Raw genomic sequence first — 26,344 nt, forward strand, 5'->3', positions numbered from 1 at the left:
TCAGCGGCGGTTGAGATCGGCGGAGGCGAGGATGATCGCCACCCCCTCGCGCGCATTCTCGGCCTTGGGCACCGCCCAACGCAGCGCCCCCGAGGCGGCGGGCCCGAGCGCGGTTTCCACCAGTTCGCGGGGATCTGGCAGCGCATCGCAGAGCCGCGCCGGCTGGGACAGCGCCCAGCCGATCCGGGCCGCCAGCATCTGCGGGGTGATCCACGCCGCGGCAAGCTCGGGCCAGCCGTCCGGCCCGCGCGGCTGCGCGAAGGGCTGACCCATCGCCGTCAGCGGATGCCACAGCGCCTGGTTCGCCCGCTTGGGATCGAGCGCCAGGATGGCGGCCCCGTCCAGCCCCAAGGCGCGCAGGGCCGTTACCAGAAAGTCGAAGGGTTGGCGAGCCTTGGCGCGGAGATTCGCCGCAAGCACCGGGTGGCTGACCAGCGCCCCGTTCACCTGCGCCAGATCGCCCCCCGTCTCCAGCCACACCGCCTCCAGCGCGGCGACCAGATCGGGCGGCGGGTCGTCCGCGGCGAAATGGATCGCCAGCTTGCGCGACAGATGCGCGGCGGTCGCCGGATGGCGCGCGAGGTTGCCGAAGACGCGGCGGATCTCGTCCATCCCGGAGGTGCCGGGGCCGCCATAGCTTTCACTCAGCACCGTCTCGGCCCCCGGCTCGGCCGCGTCCGGGCGATAGTGGCGGCCCTTGCGCTGGTCGTAGGTGAGGCCGGTCAGCAGTTCCGCCAGTTCCCGCACGTCGGCCTGCGAATACGCCGCGCTGACGCCCAGGCTATGCAGCTCCAGCGCCTCGCGGGCGAGGTTCTCGTTCAACCCGAGCGCACGCTCAGGCCGGCGGCGGGCGAAGACCGAGCGCGGGCCGACGCTGCCCGACTGGTTGAGATAGTTCAGCATCATCGGATGCGTGTCGGCGGCGAACAGCAGGTCGGCGAAATGACCGTTCAGATGCGGGCGGATCGCCTCGTCCACCATGGCGCCGGACATGATGTGGCCGGGGGCGTTGCGGGCGACGGTGGCGAAATGGCCGGTCCAGAACTGCACCAGCCGCTCGCCGAAACCCGCCGGCGCGTCCACCGCCCGCGCGACGCGGCGCTGAAGGACCGACAGGCGCTGGTGGTTGAGGTCCGACTGGATGCGCCGGAACTCCTCGGTGTCGATCTCGCCCGCATTGCGCTGGCGGCGCGAGGCGGCGAATTGCCGCTGCGCGTCGGTCGCCATCGGGGTCGTCCAGCCGTCCGGCGCGGCCGCCTCGGGGACCGAGCGCAGCACCGCCTGCGGGTCCGCCGGGGCGGGCGTCAGCGGCGAAAGACCGTAGCCCAGCCGGATCGCGGCGAGGTGGGGGAAGTCGGGAGTCAAGATCGATTTCCTGCGGGTTGGGGCGCGCGCAGGGGCGTTATGCCACCGCGGGGGCGCGGTGGCACGTCACGGTTTCATGACCCGCGAGCCGCCGCTCAGGCGTCCTTCGGCAGCACCCGCAGGCGCAGTTCGCGCAACTGCTCGTTCGTCGGTTCGGACGGGGCGCCCATCATCAGGTCCTCGGCCCGCTGGTTCATCGGGAACATGATGACCTCGCGGATGTTCTGCTCGTCGGCCAGCAGCATCACGATCCGGTCGATCCCCGCCGCGCAGCCGCCGTGGGGCGGGGCGCCATAGCGGAACGCCTTGACCATGCCGCCGAAGCGCTTCTCGACCTCCTCGCGGCCGTAGCCGGCGATCTCGAAGGCCCGGAACATGATCTCGGGCTTGTGGTTGCGGATCGCGCCGCTGATGAGTTCGTAGCCGTTGCAGGCAAGGTCGTATTGGTAGCCGAGCACCTCCAGCGGATCGCCGTTCAGCGCCTCCAGCCCGCCCTGCGGCATCGAGAAGGGATTGTGGCTGAAGTCGATGCTGCCGTCGTCCTTGCGTTCATACATCGGGAAATCGACGATCCAGACGAACTTGAACTGATCCTCGTCGATGAGGTTCAGCTCGCGCCCGATCTCGGTGCGCGCCCGCCCCGCGACGGCCTCGAAGTCCGACGGCCTGCCGCCGAGGAAGAACACGGCGTCATCTTTCCCCAAGTTCAAGCTTACCCTGATTTCTTCGCTCTTCTCAGGTCCAAGTGCTTTCGCAATGGGACCGGCAGCCTCGATAGCGCCAAAATGCACATCGATCAGCTTTTGGGCATCTGATTTGTCAAGTGTATCACCTGATCGAAGCAATGAAGCGATACGCTTCAGCCATTCAATCGTGAGGTCTTCGCCTTGTGCGTCGGCGACCTCCAAGAATGACTTCAATTTGTCCTCGTCGACCTCACCGCTTTCGACCCATTGGGAGCCGATACTGTGGATTGGGTGAGCGGTCCGCTTCCGCCAGAAGATATACCCCATCCCCGGCAACCCTTGCTGCTGGGCAAAGGCATTCATCCGGTCCGCGAACTTGCGCGAGCCGCCGCCGGGCGCGGGGATGGCGCGGATCTCGGTCCCCTCCTGCTCCAGCAGCTTGGCGAAGATGCCGAAGCCGGAGCCGCGGAAGTGATCGCTCACGTCAACCATCTCGATCGGGTTGCGCAGGTCGGGCTTGTCGGTGCCGTATTTCCGCAGGCTTTCGGCATAGGGGATCAGCGGCCAGTCGGCGTCAACGCGGCGCCCGCCTCCGAACTCCTCGAACAGGCCCTGGATCACCGGCTGGGTGGCGGCGAACACGTCCGCTTGCTCGACGAAGGACATCTCGATGTCGAGCTGGTAGAAGTCGGTCGGCGAGCGGTCGGCGCGCGGGTCCTCGTCGCGGAAGCAGGGGGCGATCTGGAAATAGCGGTCGAAGCCCGCCACCATGATGAGCTGCTTGAACTGCTGCGGCGCCTGCGGCAGCGCGTAGAACTTGCCCGGATGCAGGCGTGAGGGCACGAGGAAGTCGCGCGCCCCTTCCGGCGACGAGGCGGTGATGATCGGGGTCTGGAACTCGGTGAACCCCGCATCCCACATGGCGTCGCGCAGCCATTTCACCACGCGCGAGCGCAGCATGATGTTGTTGTGCAGGCTTTCGCGGCGCAGGTCGATGAAGCGATAGGCGAGGCGCGTTTCCTCGGGGTAGTCGTGGTCGCCGAAGACCGGCAGCGGCAGGTCGTCGGCGGGGCCGAGGATTTCCACCTCGGTCGCATAGACCTCGATCTCGCCGGTCGGAAGCTTGGGGTTGACCAGCGAGGCATCGCGCAGCTTCACCTTGCCGTCGATGCGGATGACGGTCTCGGCGCGCAGCTTCTCCAGCACCGGAAAGGCGGGCGAGTCGCTGTCGGCGATCACCTGGGTGATGCCGTAATGGTCGCGCAGGTCGATGAACAGGACGCCGCCGTGGTCGCGCACGCGGTGGACCCAGCCCGACAGGCGGACCTGCGATCCGGCATCGGCGGCGGTCAGCTGGCCGCAGGTGTGGCTGCGATAGGCGCTCATCGGTCGGTTCCCTTCGATCATCCGGCCCCGCATACACTTGCTGCGGGGTGCGAAGTCAAGGTGAACGCGTCAGAACGGCCGCACCACGTTGCCGGACCAGAAGAACTCGCCCATCCCCATGGTGAACAGCACGTTCCCGGCGATGGCGTGCAGCAGCCAGGCCGCGGGAAGGCCGCGCTTGAGATAGACATCCGCGAAGATCCAGCCGCCGACGAAGGTCATGACCGCGACGACCGGCGACCAGTACATCAGATGCGCGAGCGAGAAGATGAAGGCGTTCATCAGCCGCGCCGCCCGCCGCGTGGGAAACAGCGGGGCGTAGCGGTGGAAGAACAGGACGCGGAAGATCAGCTCCTGCGGGAAGGCCGAGAAGATCGGGTAAAGCAGCCACAGCATCAGCAGGAAGCCGAGCCTCTGGGGCGAGAGGTTCGGCACGAAGCCCGGATGGGTGGCGCGCATGACCAGCAGGCTGACGCCCGCCACCAGCAGCGTGAAGGCGAGCGTGCGGCCCCAGCGGATCTTTCCCCAGCCCCAGGCCATCTCGTGCCAGCGAAAATTGCCGGTGCGCCAGATCAGCAGCAGCCCGAGGATGCTGAAGACCAGCAGCGCGCCGATCATCAGGTTGGGGTCGAGGAACAGGGCGATGGCGACCGGAATCGCCACGAACAGGACCAGAAGCTCCGTCCACAGCGTCGCCGTGGAGGCCTGCTGCCCGGAAGGTTCGATGAGCACCCTGACCCTGTTCAGCCGCTGCCTTAGCGGACCGACCGTCTGTTCACCCACTGTCGCCATTGCAACGGACTCCCGAAAAACGCGTTCAGGTCCACGTTGCCGCTGAAGCCCGGTGCAGTGCCCGTGCCCGAATACTGCCAGAACGTCCAGCGCGCCCCCGGATAGGTCCGGCGCGGGTGGTCCGCGACCGACCGCAGCCAGAACTCGGCCGGGAAGTTGCGCATGTCGGCCTCGCGGTAGAAATCGACCGTCGTGTAGACCACGGGGCGCTGACCGTAATACTGCTGCAGCACCGACATGAAGATGCCTACCTCACGATGAATCTCCGCCGGGGACGGCTTGTACCGGCAGGTCCGCGACGTGTGGACCCATTCCAGATCCACAACGGGCGGAAGCGATCCGCGTTCCCTCGGGACGTTGGCGATATACCAGGCGGCCTGTTCGGCGCCCCCGCGGCAGAAGTAGTAGAAGTGATAGGCCCCGCGCGGAATCCCGGCGGCGCGGGTCTGCGCCCAGAACCGGCGGAAGGCCGGGTCGGCGTGATCGCCCCCCTCGGTCGCCTTGATGAAGGCGAACTGGATGCCCGCACGGCGCGCGGCGTGCCAATCGACATCGCCCTGATAACGCGAGACGTCCACGCCGTGGACCGGCAGGTTGTAGGGATGGCCGCTGGTCCAGACATGCGGCTTGGTATCGCCGAGCGCCGGCACCGCGCCGCCGACATGGGTCGCGCCGCGCGGCCCCCCGCCGCCGCCGCACGCCGTCAGAACCGCCAGCGACAGCACTGCCGCTATCTTCAGAAGCTTCTTCACTTTGCCTGCCCCTCGGGTCGTTTTTGTTTCCCGACTTATTCCACAGGGCGGGTGCAGCGTCATCGCGGCCGCGTGAACGGCGCGATCACGAAGCCGTCAGGGCAGGCAGGTCCAGGAGCCGGGGCTCAGTTCAGGTCCGGCACCAGCTTGCCTGGGTTGAGGATGTTGTTCGGGTCGAGCGCGCGCTTGATCGTCGCCATGACCTGCCATCCCTCGCCATGCTCGGCCGCCATCAGCGAACGCTTGCCGATGCCGATCCCATGCTCGCCGCTGATCGTGCCGCCGACCGCCAGCGCCCTTTCGGCCATGCGGGTGGCGGCGGCCTTGGCGTTCGCGATCTCCTCGGGGCTGTCCGGGTCCACCAGCAGCAGCGTGTGGAAGTTCCCGTCGCCCACATGGCCGACGATATCGCCGATCAGCCCCGCCGCTTCCATGTCGGCGGCGGCGGCGGCCACCTGGGCGGGCAGTTCGGTCATCGGCACGCAGACATCTGTGACGACGCCGGTCGCGCCGGGCCGCAGCTTCAGCGCGGCCCAGTAGGACTGATGCCGCGCCGCCCAGAGCTTGCTCCGCTCTTCCTGCGTGGTGGCCCAGCGGAAGCCCTGGCCGTGGCATTCCTCGGCCAGCGCGCCGAAGCCTTCCGCATCGGCGCGGACGGATTCGGGGCTGCCGGTGAACTCGACCATCAGATGCGGCACCTCCGGGTAGTCCGAGCCGAGATGCTGGTTCACCGCCTTCATCGCCATCGGGTCCATGAACTCGATCCGGCCCATCTTGATGCCGGCCTGCATGGTCATGGCGACGCATTCCACCGCGTCCTCCAGCGTGGGGAAGGCGCAGACACCCGCCGCGACCTCCTCAGGCTGGCCGTGCAGGCGCAGCGTCAGCTCGGTGATGATCCCGAGCGTGCCTTCCGAGCCGATCATCAGCCCGGTCAGGTCATAGCCGTTGCTGGCCTTGGCCGCGCGCGAGCCGGTGCGGATGATGCGGCCATCCGCCAGCACCACCTCCAGCGCCAGCACGTTGGGGCGCATGGTGCCATAGCGAACCGCCGTGGTGCCGCTGGCGCGGGTCGCGGCCATGCCGCCGATGGTGGCGTTGGCGCCGGGGTCGATGGGGAACATCAGCCCGGTCGCGCGAAGCTCGGTGTTCAGCGCCTCGCGCGTGACCCCCGGCTGGACGACCGCGAGCATGTCGCCGGGCCGCACCTCCAGCACCCTGTCCATCCGCGTCAGATCCAGCGTCACCCCGCCCCGGACCGCCAGCGCATGGCCTTCGAGCGAAGTGCCCGCGCCCCAGCCGATCACCGGGACGCCGTGCGCGTTGCAGACCCGCAGCACGGCCGAGACATCCGCCGTGGTCAGCGGCCATGCGACCGCATCGGGCGGCGGCGCGCGGTGGAAGGTTTCCGAGCCGCCATGCTGCTCGCGGTCGGCGGTGGAGGTCGAAAGCCGGTCGCCCAGGATCTCGCGCAGTTCGGAAAGGGCGGCGTCGGGGATGGGCATGCGGGGCTCCTGCTGATGTGCCGGCAAGATAGCGCGGCGCATGGGCCGCGCAAGACGGTCAGCCTGCGGCCAAGGGGCGCGTGACGCGGATCAGCCAGTCCCGGTCCGGGCCCTCGACCAGCGGCGCGACCGCCTCGCGGATGCGGGCGTGATAGGCGTCAAGCCAGCCGATTTCGTCCCCCGACAGCAGATGCGGGGCGATCAGCCGCGTATCGATGGGCACCCAGGTCAGCGTCTCGAACCCGAGCATGTCGCGGCCATCGGGGCTTTCGGCGGCCTCGACGGCGATCAGGTTCTCGATGCGGATGCCGAACTCGCCCTCGCGGTAATAGCCCGGCTCGTTCGAGAAGATCATCCCCGGCTCGATCGGGATTCCCGAGCGGCGCGAGATGCGGGCCGGGCCTTCGTGGACGCTGAGCGCCGCGCCGACGCCGTGGCCGGTGCCGTGGTCGAAATCCAGCCCCGCCGTCCACAGCGGCGCGCGCGCCACCGCCTCGATGTCGCGACCCGAAAGCCCCTTGGGAAAGCGCAGCCGGCTGAGCGCGATCATGCCCTTGAGCACGCGCGTATAGGGATCGCGTGCGGCCTCGTTCGGCGGGCCAATGGGGATGGTGCGGGTGATGTCGGTGGTGCCGTCCTCATACTGCCCGCCGGAATCCAGCAGCAGCAGGTCGCCCGGCTGCACGGTGCGGTTGGTGGCGTGCGTCACCCGGTAATGGACGATGGCCCCGTTCGGCCCCGCACCGCAGATCGTGTCGAAGCTGATGTCGCGGGCCCCGGCCTCGACCCGGAAGCGTTCCAGCGCGCGGACGGTGTCGATTTCGGTGAACCGCCCCGGCACCTGCGCGTCGATCCACGCCAGCGCCCGGACCATCGCCGCCGCGTCGCGCAGATGGGCGGCGCGCATCCCGGCCAGTTCAGCGGGGGTCTTGCGGGCCTTGGGCAGCGCGACCGGGTCTGGGTCGGCGGCAATGGCGGTGCCCTGCCCTTCCAGCAGCCGGAACAGCCGTTCGGGCGCGGACTGCGGGTCGATCCGCACCGGCCCCGCCAGCCCCACCAGCGCGGGGGAAAGCGCGTCGGGCGGCAGGATCGTGACCTCGTTCCCCAGATGGGCCCGCAGGGCCGGATCGAACTTCGACGGCTCGGCGAAAAGGCTTACCTGCCCGCTATCCTCGATGATGGCGAAACCCTGCACGACGGGATTGCGGGGGATGTCCGCGCCGCGGATGTTCAGCAGCCAGGCGATGGAGTCGGGCTGGGTCAGCACCGCCGCCCGCTGGCCCGACTTGCGCAGCACGGTGGCGATGTCGGCGCGGCGCTCATGCGGCTCGGCCCCGGCGAGGTCGGCGGGGTGGATGCGGACGGCGCCCTCGGGCCCGTCGGGCCGGTCCGGCCAGATCGCGTCCACGGGGTTGTCGATGGCGACCAGTGCGATGGAGGCGGGGCCGAGCCTCCGCTCCAGCGCCGCGATCTCGGCCCGCGTGTGCAGCCAGGGGTCGAAGCCGACATTGCCGCCGCCGGGCAGCGCCTTCAGCAGCCAGTCGGCGGCGGAGGTCTCGGGCCAGTTGACGGGGGTGAAGATCGCGGGATCTGTCTCGGCCCGCACCTGCACGCGGTAGCGGCCGTCGATGAACACCGCCGCCTGCGTCGCCGTGACGATGGCAAAGCCCGCGCTGCCAGAAAACCCGGTGAGCCAGCGCAGGCGCGCGTCGCGATCGGCGACATATTCGCCCTGATGCGCGTCGGCGCGGGGGATCAGCACCGCGTCCAGATCCTGCGCGGCCATCCCTGCGCGCAGCGCTGCAATGCGAGGGGCCGCTGCCGCGGGGTCGGCCCCGGCGTTGAAATCCTGAAGCCCCGCGCCGTCCTCGCCCGCCTGCCGCGTCATGCCGTCCCCGCCCGTTTGCCGATCATCCGACGCGCCGCCCTACCCAGCGAAACGCCGTGAAGAATGACCGAATGCCCGCGCGCGCTTCTTCGGATCGCTTTCGAACAGCGCGGCGAGTTGCTCCGTCATCGCGCCGGCAAGCTGCTCGGCGTCGGTTATCGTCACGGCGCGCTCGTAGTAGCGGGTCACGTCATGGCCGATGCCGATGGCGATCAGCTCCACCTGCTTGCGCCGTTCCACCATCGCGATCACGTCGCGCAGGTGCTTTTCCAGATAGTTCGCCGGGTTCACCGACAGCGTGGAATCGTCCACCGGCGCCCCGTCCGAGATCACCATCAGGATCTTCCGCGCCTCGCTGCGGCGGGCCATGCGGCGATGCGCCCATTCCAGCGCCTCGCCGTCGATGTTCTCCTTCAGCAGCCCTTCCTTCATCATCAGGCCAAGGTTGGGCCGCACCCGCCGCCACGGCGCGTCGGCGTTCTTGTAGATGATGTGGCGCAGATCGTTCAGCCGCCCCGGCGTCGCGGGGCGTCCGGCCTTCAGCCAGTCCTCGCGCGACTGCCCGCCCTTCCAGGCGCGGGTGGTGAAGCCGAGGATTTCCACCTTGACCGAGCAGCGTTCCAGCGTCCGCGCCAGCACGTCGGCGCAAATCGCCGCGATGGAGATGGGACGGCCCCGCATCGAGCCCGAGTTGTCGATCAGCAGCGTCACCACCGTGTCGCGGAACTCGGTATCCTTCTCGACCTTGAAGGACAGCGGCGTGGTCGGGTTCGCCACCACGCGGGCGAGGCGGCCGGCGTCCAGAACGCCCTCCTCCTTGTCGAACTCCCAGCTGCGGTTCTGTTGCGCCTGAAGCCGGCGCTGGAGCTTGTTGGCCAGCCGCGACACCGCGCCCCGCAGCGGATCCAACTGCTTGTCGAGATAGGCGCGCAGCCGCTCCAGTTCCGCTGGATCGGCCAGATCCTCGGCCCGGATCTCCTCGTCATGGGCCTGGGTGAAGACCTTGTAGTCGGCGGAAGCCTCGCTGACCGGGGGCGGAAGTTCGGGCGGTGCGTCGGCGTCGGACATCTCGGCCTCGTCAGCCATCTCGTCGTCGGCCTGGTCGTCCATGCTGACCTGGGCCTGCCGCTCGTCCTGCGTCTGCTCCTGCGTGCGCTCGGGGCTGACCTCGGCGTCCTCGCCCTCTTCCTGCTGCTGGGGCGGGGTCTGGCCGGAATCGTCGTCTTCCTGCTCGGCGTTGTCCTCGGCATCGTCCTGCGATTCGTCGGGATCGTCGCCAAGCTGGTCGGCATAGCCGAGATCGGCGATCATCTGCCGCGCCATGCGGGCGAACGCCGCCTGATCGGCCATCGAGTGCGCCGCCCGGTCCAGCGTGTCCCCGGCCTGCTGGTCCACGAAGGGCCGCCACAGATCGGCGACGTGCTGCGCAGCGGCGGGCAGCTTGCGCCCGGTCGCCGCCTGCCGCACCAGATAGCCCGCCGCGACCGCCAGCGGCGCATCCGAGGCCTGCCGGATCTGGCCGTAACCCTTGCGCTCGGCGTCGAAGCCGATCTTGGCGTCGATGTTCGACAGCGCGCCCGGCATCTCGCGCGCGCCCAGCGCCTCGCAGCGGGCGGTTTCCATCGCTTCGTAAAGCTCGCGCGCGACGGGGCCTGAGGGCGCGTAGCGGGCGTGGACCCCGGCGTCGTGGTGGCGGACCTTCATCGCCAGCGCATCGGCGGTGCCGCGCGCCATCAGCACCTCGTCGCGGGTCATCCGGCGGCTGACCTGCGGCAGGCGCATCGTGTCGCCCGCCACGCCCGAAGGATCGGCGGTGAAGGTGATGTTCAGCTCATGCTCCTCGGCCAGGGCGCGGGTCGCCTCGGTCAGTGCCTTCTTGAACGGATCTGCGGGGTTGTCGGTTTTCTTCATCGGGCTTCACGCGGTTTCCGGGCGGCCCGTCATGCGCGGGCGTGCCGGGGATTTCGGGGGCCGGCGTCATCCACCCTTGTCCGACATGTGTGCGCCGGTGTCGAGTGGGTCAGGAACCCGCCCGCCGGTCCCCGGCGTTGGAGGGCAGATGAACGGAGGCCCCATGACCCGCCTGATGACCCCCCTGCTGCTCGCCGCGCTGTTTGCCGCCCCTCTTGCCGCGCAGGAGGCGGAGCGTCCCGTGCTGCGCGCCAAGGCGGGCTGCGAGGCGGGCGTGAAGGACGCCTACACCGCCGGCTATCTGGACGGGGTCGAGGCGGTGAAGGCGCAGCTGGGGCAGGCCACCGCCCGGATGCAGGAGCAGGTGCAGTCGCAGCTGAATGCCCAGCTTCGGCAGATGCAGCAGCAATCCGCGGCGGAACTCGACACCCGCATCGCCGCCGCGCAGGAGCAGGCGCTGGCCGATCAGGCGGCAGGCGCGGCGGTCCCGCCGGATACACGGATGCCCTCGCTGGCCGGCACGCTTCAGGCGCTGGATACAGGGGCGGCCCGCGCCGCCGTGCAGCCCTCGCGCCCTGCCGAGGGCGATCCCGCCGCCCTGCCGCCCGGCACGTCCATCACCATCACCGACCCGCAGAACCTGCCGCCGGAGCTGTTCCGGGCGCTGATGGCGTATGCTTCGCGCTGAGCCGGGGCCATTGCAGCCGCTGCCACCCTGTGCATTGCTCGGCAAGGCAAACAGACGGAGGCCGCCATGCAGCAACCTATGCGGATCGCGGTGATCGGCGCCGGCACGATCGGGGCAAGCTGGACCGCGCTGTTCCTCGCCGCCGGCCACGAGGTCGCGGCCAGCGACACGGCAACTGGCGCCGAGGCGCGGCTGCGCGAGCAGGTCCGCGCCAACTGGGACGACCTTGTCGCGCTGGAAATAGCGCAAGGTTCGGCCGATAACGCGCTGGCGCGGCTAAGTTTCCACGAGGATGCCGCCGAGGCCGCGCGAGCCGCCGACATCGTGCAGGAGAACACGCCCGAGCGGATCGACCTCAAGCGCGACATTCTCGCCCGGATCGAAAGCACCCTGCCGCCCGAGGCGCTGATCCTGTCCTCGACCTCCGGCATCATGCCCAGCGACTTGCAGCGCGGCATGACCCACCCCGAGCGGCTGGTCATCGGCCACCCGTTCAACCCGCCGCATCTGATCCCGCTGGTCGAGGTGGTCGGCGGCAGCCGCACCTCATCGGCTGCGATCGAGGCGGCGATGCGGTTCTATACCGGCCTCGGCAAGCAGCCTATCCGCGTGGACCGCGAGATCACCGGCCACGTCGCCAACCGCCTGCAGGCGGCGCTGTGGCGCGAGGCGGTGTATCTGGCTGCCGAGGGCGTCGCCTCGGTCGGCGACATCGACCGTGCGATGACCGCCGGGATCGGCATCCGCTGGGCGCTGATGGGGCCGCATCTGACCTTCCATCTCGGCGGCGGCGCGGGCGGCATGGCGGCGTTCATGGAAAATCTCGGCCCGGCAGTCGAAAGCTGGTGGGAGGATCTGGGCGAGGCCTCGCTGGACCAGCCGACCCGGCGCGCAATCATCGAGGGCGTCGAGGACGAAACCGAGGGGCGCTGCATCGATGACCTGACCCGCGCCCGCAATGCCGCGCTGCTGCGGCTGCTGGCGGTGGACCGGACGGTGTAAGGGGGCGACCGCCGGAGCCACCGGTGAATCTCCACGGCCTATTTTGCCGCAAGCTCCGTTCGCAGGTCGGACAGTTCCCGCTTCAGCATGTCAACGCTTGTCCGCAGATCGCGGATCTCGTGCGCCTGGCCCGAAACGATGCTGATCATTGCACCGAGCAGTTCATCCGAAAGCTGCGCGGCGTCATAGGCCGGCGGAACCGGCATGTTCTGACCGACATCAATACCGGTCTCGTGCTCGATGAACGAAACGATCTCGCGGTGTTCGGCGAGGATCTCCGGTATTCCTGACCAGTCGAAGATATGAGAAATCTTTTGAGACAGGTGGACCGGAACTCCGGCCGGCATATACTTTGCCCGAATGGTATTATATACTTCGGGCAGAACCGTCTCGGACAAGGTAGAATTGCACGCCGCCCGCAGAATGGTTTCGGACACGGATGGCCGCATTTGCCGGCGATTCTGGTCTAGGCGCAGGGACAGCCCGATTGTCGAAGCAAATTCCTGCAAGACATCGCTCTTGTCGTCATGGGCGCGGATCGTGACTGCCGTTCCCAGCATCTCTTTCCACTGCCGCACGTACTCATACTGCCGCATCAGTTCGCGGGCTTTGGTGGCGAAGCTGCGAACCGGCCCCGGGTTCGTCTTGTGAACGACGCCCCACTGAACATAGGCCGAAGGAAGCCACTGCTCCGGTGAGCGCACGAATATGACCACCCACAGGCTCGCCTTTGACGCGATGACTCGGAAGAAATCGGCCAGTCTTGTAAGGTTTTCCAGATACTGTTCATTCGACAGGATGAAGGTTTGCGCACCGGTCGCGGCCTCGATCCGGTCGATGGCCGCGAGCAGCGTTTCGGCGTGGCGCTGCAACTGCTCCGGCGATTGCTGCAAGAAGCGTTGGAACCCGTCGAACTGGTCAAACTCCGGCCCAATCTCCCCTAGCCACTGGCCGAAATAGTGATGGCCGGTTTCAGTCAGCGCATCTGCGCTCTTGGCCAACGCCGCCTGGATAGTGGTAGTGCCGGTTTTCCCCATTCCGACATGGAAGATGATCCGGGCCATCTGCAACCTCGCTCTGATCCGGCTTCGGCCTGAAGCGCCGCCGTCAACCCGCCTTTGCGACCGCGCTTTCCGGCAGTTCCTCGTCGAACAGGCGCTGGTAGAACTCGGCCACGGTCTGGCGCTCCAGCTCGTCGCATTTGTTCAGGAAGGTCAGGCGGAACGCATAGCCAATATTGTCGAAGATGCGCGCGTTCTGCGCCCAACTGATGACCGTGCGCGGCGACATCACCGTGGACAGGTCGCCCTGCATGAACGCCGTGCGGGTCAGGTCGGCCAGCGTCACCATCTGCGCGACGACCCGGCGGCCCTTTTCCGTGTTCATCTGCGGCACCTTCGCCAGAACGATCGCCGTTTCAGCGTCGTGGGACAGGTAGTTCAGCGTCGCCACGAGGTTCCAGCGGTCCATCTGGCCCTGGTTGATCTGCTGGGTGCCGTGGTAGAGGCCGGTCGTGTCGCCGAGGCCGACCGTGTTCGCCGTCGCGAACAGGCGGAAATAGGGGTTGGGCGAGATCACCTCGTTCTGGTCCAGCAGGGTCAGCTTGCCCTCGGCCTCCAGCACGCGCTGGATCACGAACATCACATCGGCCCGGCCCGCGTCGTATTCGTCGAAGACGATGGCGGTGGGGTTGCGCAGCGCCCAGGGCAGGATGCCCTCGTGGAAGACGGTGACCTGCTTGCCCTCGACCAGCTTGATCGCGTCCTTGCCGATCAGGTCGATGCGCGAAACGTGGCTGTCTAGGTTCACGCGCACCGTCGGCCAGTTCAGCCGCGCGGCCACCTGCTCGATATGCGTCGATTTCCCGGTGCCGTGATAGCCCTGGATCATCACCCGGCGGTTATAGGCGAAGCCTGCCAGAATCGCGAGCGTGGTGTCGGGATCGAACTTGTAGGTCGAGTCCAGATCCGGCACACGTTCGGTGCGTTCGGCGAAGCCCTTGACCTTCATGTCGCTATCGACGCCGAAGACGTCGCGGACGTTGATGTCCTCGGTCGGTTTCGCGTGTTGGTCCAGATCGGCCATGGCCCGCCCCTTTCACTGTCGTCAACGGGTGATGGCGGATTCGGAAGGTGGGTGCAAGGTGCGGACGCTGAACCGGAACGGCGCGCCGCGCGTTCCGGCGCAAGGCCGATAGCGGCGCAAGGACACGAAGGGACAAAGATGAGCGGACTTCTCGCATTGCTGGACGACGTGGCGGGCATCGCCAAGGTGGCGGCGGCATCCGTCGATGACGTGGCCGGCATGTCGGCCAAGGCGGGGATGAAAGCCGCCGGCGCCGTGATCGACGATGCGGCGGTCACGCCGAAATACGTCCACGGCGCCGATGCCAGCCGGGAACTGCCCATCGTGTTCAAGATCGCGCGCGGCTCGATCTTCAACAAGGTCGTGATCCTGCTGCCGATCGCCCTGCTGCTCACCGTTTTCGCGCCGTGGGCGATCACGCCATTGCTGATGCTGGGCGGCTCCTATCTGTGCTTCGAGGGGGCCGAGAAGGTCTGGCACGCGATCTCCGGCCCGCACGAGGAGGACGCGGCCCACGACGCGCAGGGCGGCGACAAGGCGCATCTGGAGGAAGCCAGGGTCAAGGGCGCGATCAAGACCGACTTCATCCTGTCGGCCGAGATCATGACCATCGCGCTGTCCACCATTCCGCCCGAGCAGAGCCTGTGGATCAAGGCGCTGGTCCTCTTTGCGGTGGCGGTCCTGATCACGGTCGCCGTCTATGGCGCGGTGGCGCTGATCGTGAAGGCGGATGATTACGGCCTGTCGCTGGCCCGCCGGCGGACGGGATTCCTGGAGCGCGTGGGAATCGGCATCGTCAAGTTCATGCCCGGCTTCATGAAGGGGCTGACCATCGTCGGCACCGCCGCGATGCTGTGGGTCGGCGGCAACATCGTGCTGCACGGCCTTTACGAGTTGGGCTTCCCCCTGCCCTACGACACGATCCATCACTGGTCCGCGGGCGCCTCGCACGCCGCGCCGCCGTCGGTTTCCGGCATCATCGGCTGGGCGGTGACTGCGTTCTTCGACGGGATCTTCGGGCTGCTGCTGGGGCTGCTGCTGATCCCGGTCGCCCATCACGTCATCAATCCGCTGATCTCGGCCGTCACCGGCAAGCGGGCCGAGGCGCATTGACCTGAAACGGCGGGCGGGCCCGAGCCTCTGGCCGGGCCGCCCGTCCATTTCCTGCGCGGCCCGCACCGCCTTGCAGGCAAGCCGCCGCCCAGGCCACACTTGCTGTCCGACCGCCTCGGGCATATCTGGACCCAGCCGCAAGGCCCAGCATCACGAAGCAGCGAGTCGGGAGCCCGCATGAAGTCCACCCTGTCGTATCTGAAGTGGCCCCTGATCGTGACCGTGGCCGGCCTTCTGCTGGCTGCGTGGATCGGCTGGGGCTATTCGCACAGCGTTTCGGGGATGCTCTCGTTCCTGCTGATCGGCGCGGTGCTGGCGGTGCTGGAAATCTCGCTGTCCTTCGACAACGCGATCGTCAACGCCAACAAGCTGGTGACGATGTCGCCGGTCTGGCAGCGGCGGTTCCTGACCTGGGGGATCGTCATCGCCGTCTTCGGGATGCGGATCATCTTTCCGCTGCTCATCGTGGTCATCGCCGCGCAGATCGGCCCCTGGGCCGCCGTCCGGCTGGCCGCGACCGACCCGGACACCTACGCGCAGATGATCGGCGACGCCCACCTGCCCATCGCGGCCTTCGGCGGCGCGTTCCTGATGCTGGTGGCGCTCAACTACTTCTTCGACCAGTCGAAAGAGGTCCACTGGGTCGAGGTGCTTGAGAAGCGTCTGCGCAGCATGGGCAGCATCCGGGGGATGGAGGTCGGGTTCGTCCTGATCTTCGTGCTGCTGTTCACGATCCTGCTGCCGGTCGGGGACGAGGGCACGTTCATGTTCGCCGCGATGTGGGGGATCGTGACCTACCTGGCCGTGGACGCGCTGGGGCATGTCCTCGACCGCTGGGGCAGCCGGCAGGCCACCGCGGCGGGCCAGGCGGGTCTGGGCGGATTCCTGTATCTCGAGGTGCTGGACGCCTCGTTCAGCTTCGACGGCGTGATCGGCGCCTTCGCGCTCACCCAGAACCTGTTCCTGATCGCCATCGGTCTCGGGATCGGCGCGATGTATGTCCGCTCGATGACCATCATGCTGGTGGAAAAGGGCACGCTGGCCGAATTCCGCTATCTGGAGCATGGCGCGTTCTGGTCGATCCTGATCCTGTCCATCGTCATGTTCGCCCAGAGCATGTGGCACATTCCCGAGGCGATCACCGGCCTTGGCGGTGCCACGGTGATCGGGCTGTCGTTCCTGTCCTCGCTGCGCTGGAACAAGCGCAACGCGGCCGCCGCGCCCGACACGCGCTGAAACCATCCGTGCAGAACGCATCAAGAAGGGCGCCCGTGGGCGCCCTTGTCCATTCATGGCCTTTGCCTTGCCGCGTCAGGGATTGCGGCGGAAGAAGTCGTTCATCTTCTCCTCGGCATCCGTCTTGGCCCAGCCATAGCGTTCCTGCAGCTTGCCCGACAGCTTGTCGGCATCGCCGTCGATCTGGGTGATCTCGTCATCGGTCAGGTCGCCCCATTCGCGCTTGACCGAACCCTTGAGCTGGTTCCACTTGCCCTTGATGACATCCGCATCCATTGCGAAATCCTTTCATTGCCTTATCTGCCAAACAACAACCCAAGCGCGACCGGGGTTCCGACGCTCTCGCGCACTTGAGCGGGCAGTCGGCAGCGGCTAACAGGGCTGGACCGCAGGAAAGGCCGCGCCCATGCCCGTGACGCTTTCGACCACCGATCCCGATTTCGAGGCGCGCTTCGCCGCCCTGCTCGCCGCCAAGCGCGAGGATTCGGCCGATGTGGGCGATGCCGTCGCTGCGATCATCCGCGACGTCCGCGCGCGGGGTGATGCGGCGCTGATCGATCTGACGACCCGCTTCGACCGCTTGACGCTGACCCCCGACCAGCTGCGCTTCACCCCCGAGGAGATCGACGCCGCCGCCGCGCAGGTCTCGCCGCAGGACGCCGAGGCGCTGGACCTCGCCGCCGCGCGCATCCGCGATTATCACCAGCGCCAGATGCCCGCCGATGAACGCTGGACGGACGCGGCCGGCGCGGAGCTTGGCTGGCGCTGGACCCCCATTGCCTCTGCGGGGCTGTATGTGCCGGGCGGGCAGGCAAGCTATCCCTCGTCCGTGCTGATGAACGCCATTCCGGCGCGGGTGGCCGGGGTGGAGCGGCTGGCGGTCTGCGTGCCGACACCGGATGGCGCGGTCAACCCGTTGGTCCTGCGCGCCTGCCAGATCGCCGGGGTGGACGAGATTTACCGGATCGGCGGCGCGCAGGCGATCGCGGCGCTGGCCTACGGCACCGGAACCATCCGCCCCGTGGACAAGATCACCGGCCCCGGCAACGCCTATGTCGCCGCCGCCAAGGGGCAGGTCTTCGGCCGCGTCGGCATCGACATGATCGCAGGTCCGTCGGAAGTGCTCATCATCGCCGAGGCGGGGCAGAACCCCGAATGGCTGGCGCTGGACCTGATGGCGCAAGCCGAACACGACGCCGACGCCCAGTCGATCCTCGTCACCTCCGATCCGGCGCTGGCCGCCGCCGTTGCGGAAGCTGTCGAGCGGCTGATGCCCACCCTGCCCCGCGCCGCCATCGCCGGCGCAAGCTGGCGCGATCACGGGGCGATCATCGTGACCCGCGATCTGGCCGAGGCCGCCGCCCTCAGCGACCGCATCGCCCCCGAGCATCTGGAGCTTTGCGTGGACGATCCCGAACCGCTCGCCGCGCTCTGCCGCCACGCGGGCGCGATTTTCATGGGCGGCTGGACGCCCGAGGCCGCGGGCGATTATGTCAGCGGACCGAACCACGTCCTGCCCACCGCCCGCTCGGCCCGGTTCTCGTCAGGGCTGTCGGTGATGGATTTCCTCAAGCGCACCACGATCTCGCGCCTCGGCCCCGGCTCGCTTGCCGCCATCGGTCCCGCCGCCGTGCAGCTTGCGACGGCCGAAGGACTGTCCGCCCATGCCCGCTCGGTCCAGGCGCGGCTGGACTCGCTCAACGAAGGATGACCGCCATGACCCGCATCATCCGCATCGACATCGACGACAGCGCCCTGCCCCCCGCCACGCCGGAGATGGAGCAGGAACGCCGCGTCGCCGTCTTCGACCTGCTGGAAGACAACAGCTTCGCCCTGCCGGTCCGCGACGGGGTGGAGATCCCGCCCGGTCCCTACGCCTTGCTGCTGGCCGTCCGCGACCGGCGGCTGGTCTTCGACCTGACCACCGAATCCGGCGCGGCGCTGGCGGAGTTCCACCTGTCGATGGGTCCGTTCCGTCAGGTGGTGAAGGATTATTTCCAGATCTGCCGCAGTTATTTCGAGGCGGTCCGCAAGCTGCCCCCCTCCCAGATCGAGGCCATCGACATGGCCCGGCGCGGCATCCACAACGAAGGCGCCCGCACCTTGCAGGAGCGTCTGGAAGGCAAGGCCGAGGTCGATATCGACACGGCCCGGCGCCTCTTCACGCTGGTCTGCGCGCTGATCCCGGACTGACATGACGGACCGGTTTCCCCGCTCGGTCCTGTTCTGCTGCGATCACAACGCCATTCGCTCGCCCATGGCCGAGGGGCTGATGAAGATGCTCTACGGCCGCCGCGCCTATGTGCAGTCGGCGGGCGTGCGCAGCGACATGGAGGTGGATGGCTTCGCCGTGGCCGTCTGCACCGAAATGGGGGTTGAACTGTCCCGCCACCGCTCGCGCAGCTTCGAGGACATGCGCGACTGGGGCGACGATCTGGGCCAGTTCGACCTGATCGTGGCGCTGACCCCGGCCAGCCAGCGGTACGCGCTGGAACTGACGCGCAGCGCGCATGTGCATGTGGAATACTGGCCGATCATGGACCCCACCGGCCTTGCCGAGGACCGCGAGGGCAAGCTCGCCGCCTATCGCGCGGCGCGCGACCAGATCCTGGGCCGGATGGCCCATCGATTCGGCCCGCCCTCGTCCGACAGCGCAGAACAGGCGACCGGTTGAGCGCGATTTCAGGCGATTCCGGCCAGCGTCCCGGCGCAGCTAACCCGATCTTAACCGGGCGGCCCTAACACTGCGGACAACGCAGCGGAAAAGGGCCTCGCATGTCTGCCACCAGCTTCATCCATCACGACACCGACACGGCCCTCGCGCTGATCGACAAGGTGCAATGCGTGCTGGTCCATTCGCCCGACGGGCGGATCGTCTCGGCCAGTCCGCGCCAGCTGGAGCTTTGCGGCTATCAGCAGGGCGAGCTGATCGGCCAGCCCCACAGCATCCTTCTGGACCCGGCGGACCCCGTGTCCCGCGGCCAGCCCGATTTCTGGGCAAGGCTGCGGGCCGGAGAGGCGCAGACAGGCGAATTCCAGCGCGTCGCCCGCGACGGGTCGAGCTACTGGATCCGCGCCGTCTACAGCCCGGTCAGGAACGCGGCCGGGCAGGTGGATCAGATCGTCATGCTCGGGACCGACATCACCGCCGCCAAGGTCGCAGCGCAGGCCGCGCTCGGCAAGCTGCAGGCGCTGGGTCAGGCACAGGCGCTGATCGAGTTCTCGCCGCAGGGCCAGATCCTCGGCGCGAATGACAACTTCCTGGCCATGACCGGCTACCGGCTGGATGACATCGTCGGCCGCCATCACCGCTTGCTCGTTCCCCCGCAGGACGCCGAGGGGGAGGATTATCGCCTGCTCTGGAACCGCCTTTCCGGCGGCGTCAGCATCTCGGGCGAGTACAGGCGGGTGCGTGCGGACGGAAGCACCGTCTGGGTTCACGGCAGCTACGTTCCCGTCACCGATGCGTGGGGCCGGATCGCCTCGGTGCTGAAGCTCGTGATGGACGTGACCGAGCGCCGCGCCGCCGTGGACAGTTTGATCGCCGGGCTCGGCTCGCTCTCGCGCGGCAACCTCGGCGCCCGTCTCGGCCCCGAGGTCGGCGGCGAGTTCGGGCCGGTGCGGGAAACCTTCAACGGCATGATGACGGGTTTCCGCGACATGGTGCTGGACGTGCGCAGCCGCACCAACGCGATGAACAGCGAATCCGAGGCGATCGCCATCGCCGCGGGCGAGCTTGCCCGGCGGGGCGAAGCGCAGGCCGCCTCGATGGAGCAGACGGCGGCCGCGGTCGAGCAGATCTCGGGCAACATCGCCATGACCAGCCAGGCCGCCCGCGACGCGGATGCGGCCGCCCGCGACGCGCTTCAGGTCGTGCTGAAAGGGGCCGAGGTCGTGTCGCAGGCGATCGAGGCGATCGAGCGGATCGACCAGCACACACGCCAGATGGGCGAGTTCACCCGCGTCATCGAAGGCTTCGCCTTCCAGACCAACCTGCTGTCGATCAACGCCGCCGTCGAGGCCGCGCGTGCGGGCGAGGTCGGCCGGGGCTTCGCCGTCGTCGCCAACGAGGTCCGCAACCTCGCCCAGCAATCTGCCAAAGCCTCGCAGAACATCGCCGACCTGATCGGCAAGAGCGAGACCGAGGTGAAGGCGGGCGTCAGGCTGGTGCGCGATGCGGGCATCTCGCTCGATCAGATCCAGGCCGCCGTCAGCGGGGTGGTCCAGAACATCACCGGCATCGCCCACGCGACCACCGAACAGTCGCACGGCGTGCACGAGGTGTCCGAGGCGCTGTCGCAGCTCGACGGGGTCAATCAGGCGAACCTGTCGATGTCGGGCCAGTATGCGGCGGCCGCTGCGGCGCTGTCGTCGCAGGTGGACGAGCTGGGCCGGCTGATGGGCCACTTCCGCACCGCCGAGACACGACCCTCAGGTGCGGGCGGGGCGGGGCAGCAGGAGTCCGGCTCGGGGCCTGCTCAACAGGCGGCGTGAGGCGATCTTCCGCGCCGGTCATGGGCAGCGATGCCCGCACCTCGCGGCAGCGCCCGCCTCAGCAGCCCGCAAGTCTCAGGGCTGCCATTCCAGGAAGTTGCGGATGATCCGCAGCCCCACGTCATGGGACTTTTCGGGATGGAACTGGGTGCCGACGACGTTGTCCCGCCCCACCACCGCCGTGACCGGCCCACCATAATCGACCGCGGCCAGAAGCGCATCCTGATCGCTGGGGACGAACTGCCAGCCATGGACGAAATAGGCGTGATCCCCTGTCCTGACCCCTGCCAGCACGGGATGCTCGCGCCGGATCTGAAGGTCGTTCCAGCCCATATGCGGCACCTTCAGCAACGGATCGGCGGGCGTAATGGCGTGAATCTCGCCCGCGATCCAGCCGAGGCCGGGCGTTTCCCGATGCTCGAAGCCACGATCGGCCAGCAGCTGCATCCCGACGCAGATGCCCATGAAGGGAACGCCGCGCCGCAGAACCGCCTCGTCCAGCGCCTCGCGCAGGCCGGGGCGCGCGTCGAACGCCGCGCGGCAGGCCGGGAAGGCGCCGTCGCCCGGCAGCACGATCCGGTCGGCGCGGGCCACCGCCTCGGGGTCGGACGTCACCTCGACCGCGACCGCGCCGACATCGCGGCCCATCCGGGCGAAGGCCTTCTCGGCCGAATGCAGGTTGCCGCTGTCATAGTCGATCAGCACCAGCCGCATCACAGCGCACCCTTGGTCGAGGGCAGCACGCCCGCCATGCGCGGATCGGGCTCGACCGCCTCGCGCAGCGCGCGGGCCAGCGCCTTGAACGCCGCCTCGGCGATGTGATGGCTGTTGATGCCGCGGATCAGGTCCACATGCAGGGTGATCCCGCCATGGGTGGACAGCGCCTGGAAGAACTCGCGCACCAGTTCGGTGTCGAAGCGGCCGATCGTCGCGGCAGTGAAGGGCAGGTTCCAGGCCAGATACGGCCGCCCCGACAGATCCAGCGCAACCCGGACCAGCGTGTCGTCCATCACCAGATGGCAGCTGCCATAGCGGCGGATGCCGCGCTTGTCGCCCAGCGCCCGGGTCAGCGCCTGACCCAGCGCGATGCCGGTATCCTCGACCGTGTGGTGATCGTCGATATGCAGGTCGCCCGTGGCCTTCACGTCCAGATCGATCAGCGAATGGCGCGCCAGCTGGTCCAGCATGTGGTCGAAGAACCCGACGCCGGTCTGGTTCGCGTAGGCCCCCGTGCCATCGAGGCCCAGCGTGACGGTGACGTCTGTTTCGGCGGTCTTGCGGGTGATCGTGGCATGGCGCATGGCGGCTCCTTCGGCTGGGCTCCGCACTACAGGATCGGGCGGCATTCGCGCAAGCGGCGGCCCGATCCCTGCCGGTCAGTCCCGGCACTTCAGTCCAACCAGAGGCTTTCGGCTTTGAGCGCATGGCGGATCGGCTGCTCGGTCGCGGGAAGGCGGGCGCGGTTGAACATCGGCCGGATCAGCCGCGCGCCATCGCCGCCGCGGACGAGCTGCTGCCATGCCGGCCATTCGGCCATCATCGGGGCAAGCTCCGGCAGGTCCGCCAACGCCGCGATGGTCCGCGCCGCGCTGTCGGGCGCCGTCGCATAGAGCAGCGACAGCTTTCGGTAGTGCCAGGTGACGTCCCCATCCATGCCATCCAGTTCCGGCCCCGGCCGCCCGCCGCCGAGGCTGTGGATCACCAGCGGCAGCACGATCTGGTCGAGCCACGGCTCCAGTTCCTGCGCGGCGAGCGCCTCGCCGGGATTGTCGCGGACCTCGCGCGACCAGGCGAGGAAACGGCGGCCGAACTCGGTCGGATCGGCGCCGCAGAACCAGCCAGCGTTGAAGTAGAGATAACGCTCCCAGTGTTCGTCGGGCTGCGACAGATCCAGCGACGACTCGAAGTCCAACCCGAAGCGGTCGTGCAGCGAGCTCCAGATCGCCTCGAAGCCGGGGCCGTAGAGCGGCGGCTTGGGCCATGTCCCCTCGCGCCGCATCGAGGCGGTGGGGCGGGCGAAGTCGAACGGCACCGCATCGAGACGGCCGGTGACGAGGGTGTCGGAATCGAGGAACAGGAACGGCTCGCCCGCCGGCAGCAGCGAAAGCGCCTCGATCTTGTTGCCGTAGGGGTAGGACTGGCCGAAGACCCGCGCGTGAAGCGGCACGATCTCGGCCCCGAGTGCGGTGAGCGCCGCGCGGCCTTCGGGCGACATGCGCACGTCGCGGCCCTCCCACGCGCCGGTGGGCTGCGGTTCGGCGACGATCAGCCGGCCGGGAAAATCGGGAGCGCTGTGGCGAAAGCTCGCGGCCAGCAACGCGGCCTGCCGCTCCAACCGGCCGGACTGCGCGACGGCGAGGATGTTGAAGGGCGGTGTCCGGCTCGGGGGAGTCGCCTGAACTCTCCCCTGCCCGGCCTTTGCCCGTTTCTCCAGCGGCTCTGCGGCGCTGCCCTCGCGCTGCTGCTTGCGCTCGGCGCGGGCGGCCTTGTTGGCGGCCTGCCGCGCCGAGCGGTCGGCGCGGTTCCGCTCCTGCCGGGCGGCGCGTTCGGCGGCCTTGTCGGGTCCGGCGGATTCGGGCGCATCTGCCTTGGTGTGCGTCGGCTTTTCGGGTTTGTCGGAATGGGACATGGGGCCTGCCGTCTGGCTGCCGAGGCGCCGGCGCCCCGCAGCGGGGGGACCGTCACCATCGAAATGGATGGTGGCGAGCCTGGCATCGAACCCGGCAAGGGTCTCCCCGGCGGAGTTGCGGACCGCTCGCCCTGACTTCTGCGTGTTTCCAACTGCCTGCAATCAGACGTCGGATCGATTCTCAATCTGCGGCGCGACGCTGCCCGATATGCCGGAGGGAGGCAAGCCGATGCAGGTCCGGGAGCACAGAGTTTCGCGGCTTCGGCGTGCGGATCGCGGGCCGCGGCGGCCAGATCCGCAAACGCCGGTGGCGGACCGCCGCAAGCGGGCGCGCTGGCGCGGGATCGGCAAAGCGCGCCCGCGCTGCTGCGGTGGTGGGCTGCATCCGCACCGGCTCGATGGGGAGCTGCTGAAACAGGGCGAGAGGGTCGGAGTCGGCTTTCACAGCCCCCCTGAGTATCTTACGCCCCTGCGGCGACGTCCTGCGGACGTGAGCGAATCGCCGAACGTCACGCAGGCGCCCGGCGGGGCTGGGCTTTATTCCGCTACCGTCCGAAGACGTGTGCGCGCGAGGTCGGTGGCTGACGCGGAAATGCTGACCGGACCGGCCGCTCTCGGGAAAGCTGCAGTGCAGCGCGGCTCCTGTTCGTCCGGCCCTTGACGAGCGTATCCCCTCCCCCGCGGCGTCTGGTCTGCTGGGTCTGCCGCAGCTATACGGACAGCATGACCGATCCTCTGCCTCCATGCCCCCGATGCGCCTCGGCCTACACCTACGAGGTGGACGCTCTCCTGACCTGCCCCGAGTGCGGCTTCGAATGGCAGCCGGAGACGACCTCTGAGGAGGCCTTGGAGGTGCGTGACAGCGTGGGCAACGTCCTGCGCGACGGCGACACGGTCACCGTGATCAAGGATCTGAAGGTCAAGGGCTCGTCTTCGGTCGTCAAGATGGGCACGAAGGTCCGCGGCATCCGGCTGGTGGACGGAGATCATGATATCGCCTGCAAGATTCCGGGCATCGGTCAGATGGGACTGAAATCGCAGTTCGTGAAAAAGGTCGCGGATTAGACCCGAAGGGCCGAGGGTTCCGGCTCCATTTCCCGGGCCGGGCTGCGGGAGGTCCACATGACAAGGGCATCGTCGGGAGCCGGCGATCGGCTGCGGGCAGGTCCGGGCACTCCCGAGCTTCCCGGCGGATTCTTTTCGCTCACCGGCATGGGCGCGGTTTGCCGCAAAATATCCGGCTCGGGTGTGAGCGGCTGGTCCGGGAAGGATGCGGGGCTTTCCAGGCATTGCTGCGCAGCGCCGCTGAGGCTCCCTCCAGCGAGCAGACCGCCATGTCGGGCCAGCCAAGCTCGGCGATCAGGCGTTCCGTCTGGCGTGCGTCTCGCAAGCCCTTGAAATACCTGAATTCAACCCCATATCGACACTACAGCGCCGCAAGACCGCTGTTTTTCAATCTGGAAATGAGGGTGAGGCGCGTGGGTAGACCTGCGGGATCGTTGCGCGGCGAGAAAGCGCATGTTTCGCCCCGACCGCGATAGCTGCGGCATGCAGCGGACGTGGTCGGGGTGACAGCTTCTTTTCGCCGTCTTGCAACCACAGGTGATCCCATGAAACCGCCCCATCCCCCTGCGAAATGTTCCCATTGCGGCATCCGCGTGCCCCGCGCCGCGGCATATCGCTGCCCGCTCTGCCGCACCCCCTTCGAACAGCTGCCGCCCATGCCCACGATCGAGAGCCGCCTTGACCAGGGCTGACCTGATCCCCTCGCGCACGAAGCGCCTGACGGCATTTCTCACATTCATCGGCCTTTCGCTGCTGGCCGTCTTTGCCACGCCGCTCATCGCGCTGCTGCCGGCGGGGCTGGGCCTTGCAGGGCTGAGCGGCGCCCTCCAGCGGGGAATCGTCTCGCTGGCGCTGTTTTCAGGGGCGCATCTGCTCTATCTGCTGGCCCTGAACCGGCTGGTCGAACGCCCCAAGGGCAAGCACCGGGTGCCCAAGGTGGCGCTGGATCTGCTGTGGGCAGCGTTGTTCGCGCTGGCGACCCTGATCAGCCTGTCGCTGATGTTCCGGCAGGATCTTTCGGGCATTCTGACCGGATCGGGGCTGGTGCTGGCGATGCTCGGCTTTGCCGTGCGGAACGTCGTCGCCGACGTGTTCTCAGGGCTGGCGCTGGGGTTCGAGGCGCCCTTCCGCATCGGCGACTGGGTGCGGATCGAAACCCTGGCTCAGGGCCGGGTGCAGGAAATCGGCTGGCGCACGACCCGGCTGATCACGCGCGACAGCACCTATGTCATCCTGCCCAACAGCCAGATCTCGCGCCAGAGGATCACCAATTTCAGCGCGCCCCGGCAGGAATATCGCGATCATGTCGAGCTGACGCTGCCGGGGGATCTGCCGGTCGGGGATGCGCGAGCCATGATCGACGAGGCCCTCGCCCCGTCCCGCGCCATGATGACCGGGCGGGCGCCGGAGGTGCAGGTCTTCCGCTACGGCCCGGCGGGCATCACCTACCGCGTGAAATACTGGGTGCCGCGCCACGATCGCGAACTCGCCTGCCGGACCGAGATCTTCGGCCGTGTCGATGCGGCAGTGCGGAAGAAGGGAATCCGTCTGACACCGGAACCCGCAACGCTGCACCCGCCCTATGCGGCGACCGATCCCGAGACGGGGGCCGCGGCATAGCGCCACCTTTCGATCCCTCTTCCGTCTCGCGTGGCTAGGCTCCAGACTCATTGATTTCAGAGCCAGAAGAGGACGGTAGCGGCGAGAGCGACGGCGGACAGGAAGACGATGGGGCATCTGTCGTAGC

General features: G+C 68.1%; 23 protein-coding genes. 10 read left to right on the top strand and 13 right to left on the bottom strand.

What is annotated here, in order from left to right:
* From KTN05_RS07455 to cobT, 7 genes are all read right to left on the bottom strand, one after another.
* Complete coding sequence (locus KTN05_RS07455; RefSeq protein ID WP_217328747.1) at window positions 1-1,365, bottom strand: DUF1800 family protein; 1,365 nt, start codon at window positions 1,363-1,365, stop codon at window positions 1-3.
* Between the two features lie 95 nt (window positions 1,366-1,460).
* Complete coding sequence (gene aspS / locus KTN05_RS07460; protein WP_217328748.1) at window positions 1,461-3,437, bottom strand: aspartate--tRNA ligase; 1,977 nt, start codon at window positions 3,435-3,437, stop codon at window positions 1,461-1,463.
* Between the two features lie 69 nt (window positions 3,438-3,506).
* The gene (locus tag KTN05_RS07465; RefSeq protein WP_371823295.1) at window positions 3,507-4,169 is read right to left on the bottom strand and encodes a CPBP family intramembrane glutamic endopeptidase; all 663 of its coding nucleotides are present in this window, start codon (window positions 4,167-4,169) and stop codon (window positions 3,507-3,509) included.
* A 23-nt stretch (window positions 4,170-4,192) separates the two neighbouring features.
* Entirely contained in the window at window positions 4,193-4,981 is a 789-nt protein-coding gene (locus tag KTN05_RS07470; protein ID WP_371823296.1) for a GH25 family lysozyme, read from the bottom strand.
* Window positions 4,982-5,106: 125 nt separating this feature from the next.
* A complete protein-coding gene (locus tag KTN05_RS07475) occupies window positions 5,107-6,486 on the bottom strand; it encodes an FAD-binding oxidoreductase (protein WP_217328751.1) in 1,380 nt (459 codons plus the stop codon).
* Between the two features lie 58 nt (window positions 6,487-6,544).
* Window positions 6,545-8,374, bottom strand: a complete 1,830-nt coding sequence (locus KTN05_RS07480) for an aminopeptidase P family protein (RefSeq protein WP_217328752.1) — start codon at window positions 8,372-8,374, stop codon at window positions 6,545-6,547.
* A gap of 39 nt (window positions 8,375-8,413) precedes the next feature.
* Window positions 8,414-10,285, bottom strand: a complete 1,872-nt coding sequence (cobT, locus tag KTN05_RS07485) for a cobaltochelatase subunit CobT (RefSeq protein WP_217328753.1) — start codon at window positions 10,283-10,285, stop codon at window positions 8,414-8,416.
* A gap of 163 nt (window positions 10,286-10,448) precedes the next feature.
* Between cobT and KTN05_RS07490 the strand changes: the two genes are divergently transcribed.
* Both KTN05_RS07490 and KTN05_RS07495 read left to right on the top strand, forming a co-directional pair.
* Entirely contained in the window at window positions 10,449-10,973 is a 525-nt protein-coding gene (locus KTN05_RS07490; RefSeq protein WP_217328754.1) for a hypothetical protein, read from the top strand.
* A 66-nt stretch (window positions 10,974-11,039) separates the two neighbouring features.
* The gene (locus KTN05_RS07495) at window positions 11,040-11,975 is read left to right on the top strand and encodes a 3-hydroxyacyl-CoA dehydrogenase NAD-binding domain-containing protein (protein WP_217328755.1); all 936 of its coding nucleotides are present in this window, start codon (window positions 11,040-11,042) and stop codon (window positions 11,973-11,975) included.
* A 38-nt stretch (window positions 11,976-12,013) separates the two neighbouring features.
* Here the strand turns inward: KTN05_RS07495 and KTN05_RS07500 are convergent, their stop codons facing one another.
* Together KTN05_RS07500 and cobS are read right to left on the bottom strand one after the other, a co-directional pair.
* On the bottom strand, window positions 12,014-13,039 hold the full coding sequence (locus tag KTN05_RS07500; RefSeq protein ID WP_217328756.1) for a sulfotransferase: 1,026 nt from the start codon (window positions 13,037-13,039) through the stop codon (window positions 12,014-12,016).
* 43 nt (window positions 13,040-13,082) lie between these two features.
* Entirely contained in the window at window positions 13,083-14,060 is a 978-nt protein-coding gene (cobS, locus tag KTN05_RS07505; protein ID WP_217328757.1) for a cobaltochelatase subunit CobS, read from the bottom strand.
* A gap of 138 nt (window positions 14,061-14,198) precedes the next feature.
* Between cobS and KTN05_RS07510 the strand changes: the two genes are divergently transcribed.
* On the top strand, window positions 14,199-15,173 hold the full coding sequence (locus KTN05_RS07510) for a DUF808 domain-containing protein (RefSeq protein ID WP_217328758.1): 975 nt from the start codon (window positions 14,199-14,201) through the stop codon (window positions 15,171-15,173).
* A 177-nt stretch (window positions 15,174-15,350) separates the two neighbouring features.
* Window positions 15,351-16,409, top strand: a complete 1,059-nt coding sequence (locus tag KTN05_RS07515) for a DUF475 domain-containing protein (protein ID WP_217328759.1) — start codon at window positions 15,351-15,353, stop codon at window positions 16,407-16,409.
* 75 nt (window positions 16,410-16,484) lie between these two features.
* Here the strand turns inward: KTN05_RS07515 and KTN05_RS07520 are convergent, their stop codons facing one another.
* The gene (locus tag KTN05_RS07520) at window positions 16,485-16,685 is read right to left on the bottom strand and encodes a CsbD family protein (protein ID WP_217328760.1); all 201 of its coding nucleotides are present in this window, start codon (window positions 16,683-16,685) and stop codon (window positions 16,485-16,487) included.
* A 130-nt stretch (window positions 16,686-16,815) separates the two neighbouring features.
* Here KTN05_RS07520 and hisD point away from each other — a divergent pair, with 130 nt between their 5' ends.
* From hisD to KTN05_RS07540, 4 genes are all read left to right on the top strand, one after another.
* Window positions 16,816-18,120 carry a histidinol dehydrogenase gene (gene hisD, locus KTN05_RS07525; RefSeq protein WP_217328761.1) on the top strand — a complete coding sequence of 435 codons (1,305 nt, stop codon included), beginning with the start codon at window positions 16,816-16,818 and terminating at the stop codon, window positions 18,118-18,120.
* Between the two features lie 5 nt (window positions 18,121-18,125).
* Window positions 18,126-18,602, top strand: a complete 477-nt coding sequence (locus KTN05_RS07530; protein WP_217328762.1) for a UPF0262 family protein — start codon at window positions 18,126-18,128, stop codon at window positions 18,600-18,602.
* A 1-nt stretch (window position 18,603) separates the two neighbouring features.
* Window positions 18,604-19,083, top strand: a complete 480-nt coding sequence (locus KTN05_RS07535; protein ID WP_217328763.1) for a low molecular weight phosphatase family protein — start codon at window positions 18,604-18,606, stop codon at window positions 19,081-19,083.
* A 101-nt stretch (window positions 19,084-19,184) separates the two neighbouring features.
* Window positions 19,185-20,903 (top strand): PAS domain-containing methyl-accepting chemotaxis protein, encoded by a 1,719-nt coding sequence (locus KTN05_RS07540; protein ID WP_217328764.1) that lies wholly within the window; start codon window positions 19,185-19,187, stop codon window positions 20,901-20,903.
* A 75-nt stretch (window positions 20,904-20,978) separates the two neighbouring features.
* On the opposite strand, the gene hisH is transcribed toward KTN05_RS07540, so the two are convergent.
* The 3 genes from hisH to KTN05_RS07555 all read right to left on the bottom strand — a co-directional run bounded on the left by hisH (window position 20,979) and on the right by KTN05_RS07555 (window position 23,532).
* On the bottom strand, window positions 20,979-21,617 hold the full coding sequence (gene hisH / locus KTN05_RS07545; RefSeq protein ID WP_217328765.1) for an imidazole glycerol phosphate synthase subunit HisH: 639 nt from the start codon (window positions 21,615-21,617) through the stop codon (window positions 20,979-20,981).
* Window positions 21,617-22,204: an imidazoleglycerol-phosphate dehydratase HisB gene (gene hisB / locus KTN05_RS07550; RefSeq protein ID WP_217328766.1), complete on the bottom strand. Its 588-nt coding sequence runs from the start codon at window positions 22,202-22,204 to the stop codon at window positions 21,617-21,619. Before hisB ends, hisH begins: the two co-directional genes overlap by 1 nt.
* A gap of 89 nt (window positions 22,205-22,293) precedes the next feature.
* Window positions 22,294-23,532, bottom strand: coding sequence for a hypothetical protein (locus KTN05_RS07555; protein ID WP_254368047.1), 1,239 nt, complete (start codon window positions 23,530-23,532; stop codon window positions 22,294-22,296).
* A 723-nt stretch (window positions 23,533-24,255) separates the two neighbouring features.
* On the opposite strand from KTN05_RS07555, the gene KTN05_RS07560 reads away from it, so the two are divergent.
* Both KTN05_RS07560 and KTN05_RS07565 read left to right on the top strand, forming a co-directional pair.
* Window positions 24,256-24,597 carry a zinc ribbon domain-containing protein YjdM gene (locus tag KTN05_RS07560; protein ID WP_217328767.1) on the top strand — a complete coding sequence of 114 codons (342 nt, stop codon included), beginning with the start codon at window positions 24,256-24,258 and terminating at the stop codon, window positions 24,595-24,597.
* Between the two features lie 678 nt (window positions 24,598-25,275).
* Window positions 25,276-26,217, top strand: a complete 942-nt coding sequence (locus KTN05_RS07565; protein WP_254368048.1) for a mechanosensitive ion channel family protein — start codon at window positions 25,276-25,278, stop codon at window positions 26,215-26,217.
* Window positions 26,218-26,344 lie beyond the last annotated feature (127 nt).

Origin of the sequence: Paracoccus sp. Z118, assembly GCF_019061185.1 — a bacterium.
Taxonomy (GTDB): Bacteria; Pseudomonadota; Alphaproteobacteria; order Rhodobacterales; family Rhodobacteraceae; genus Paracoccus.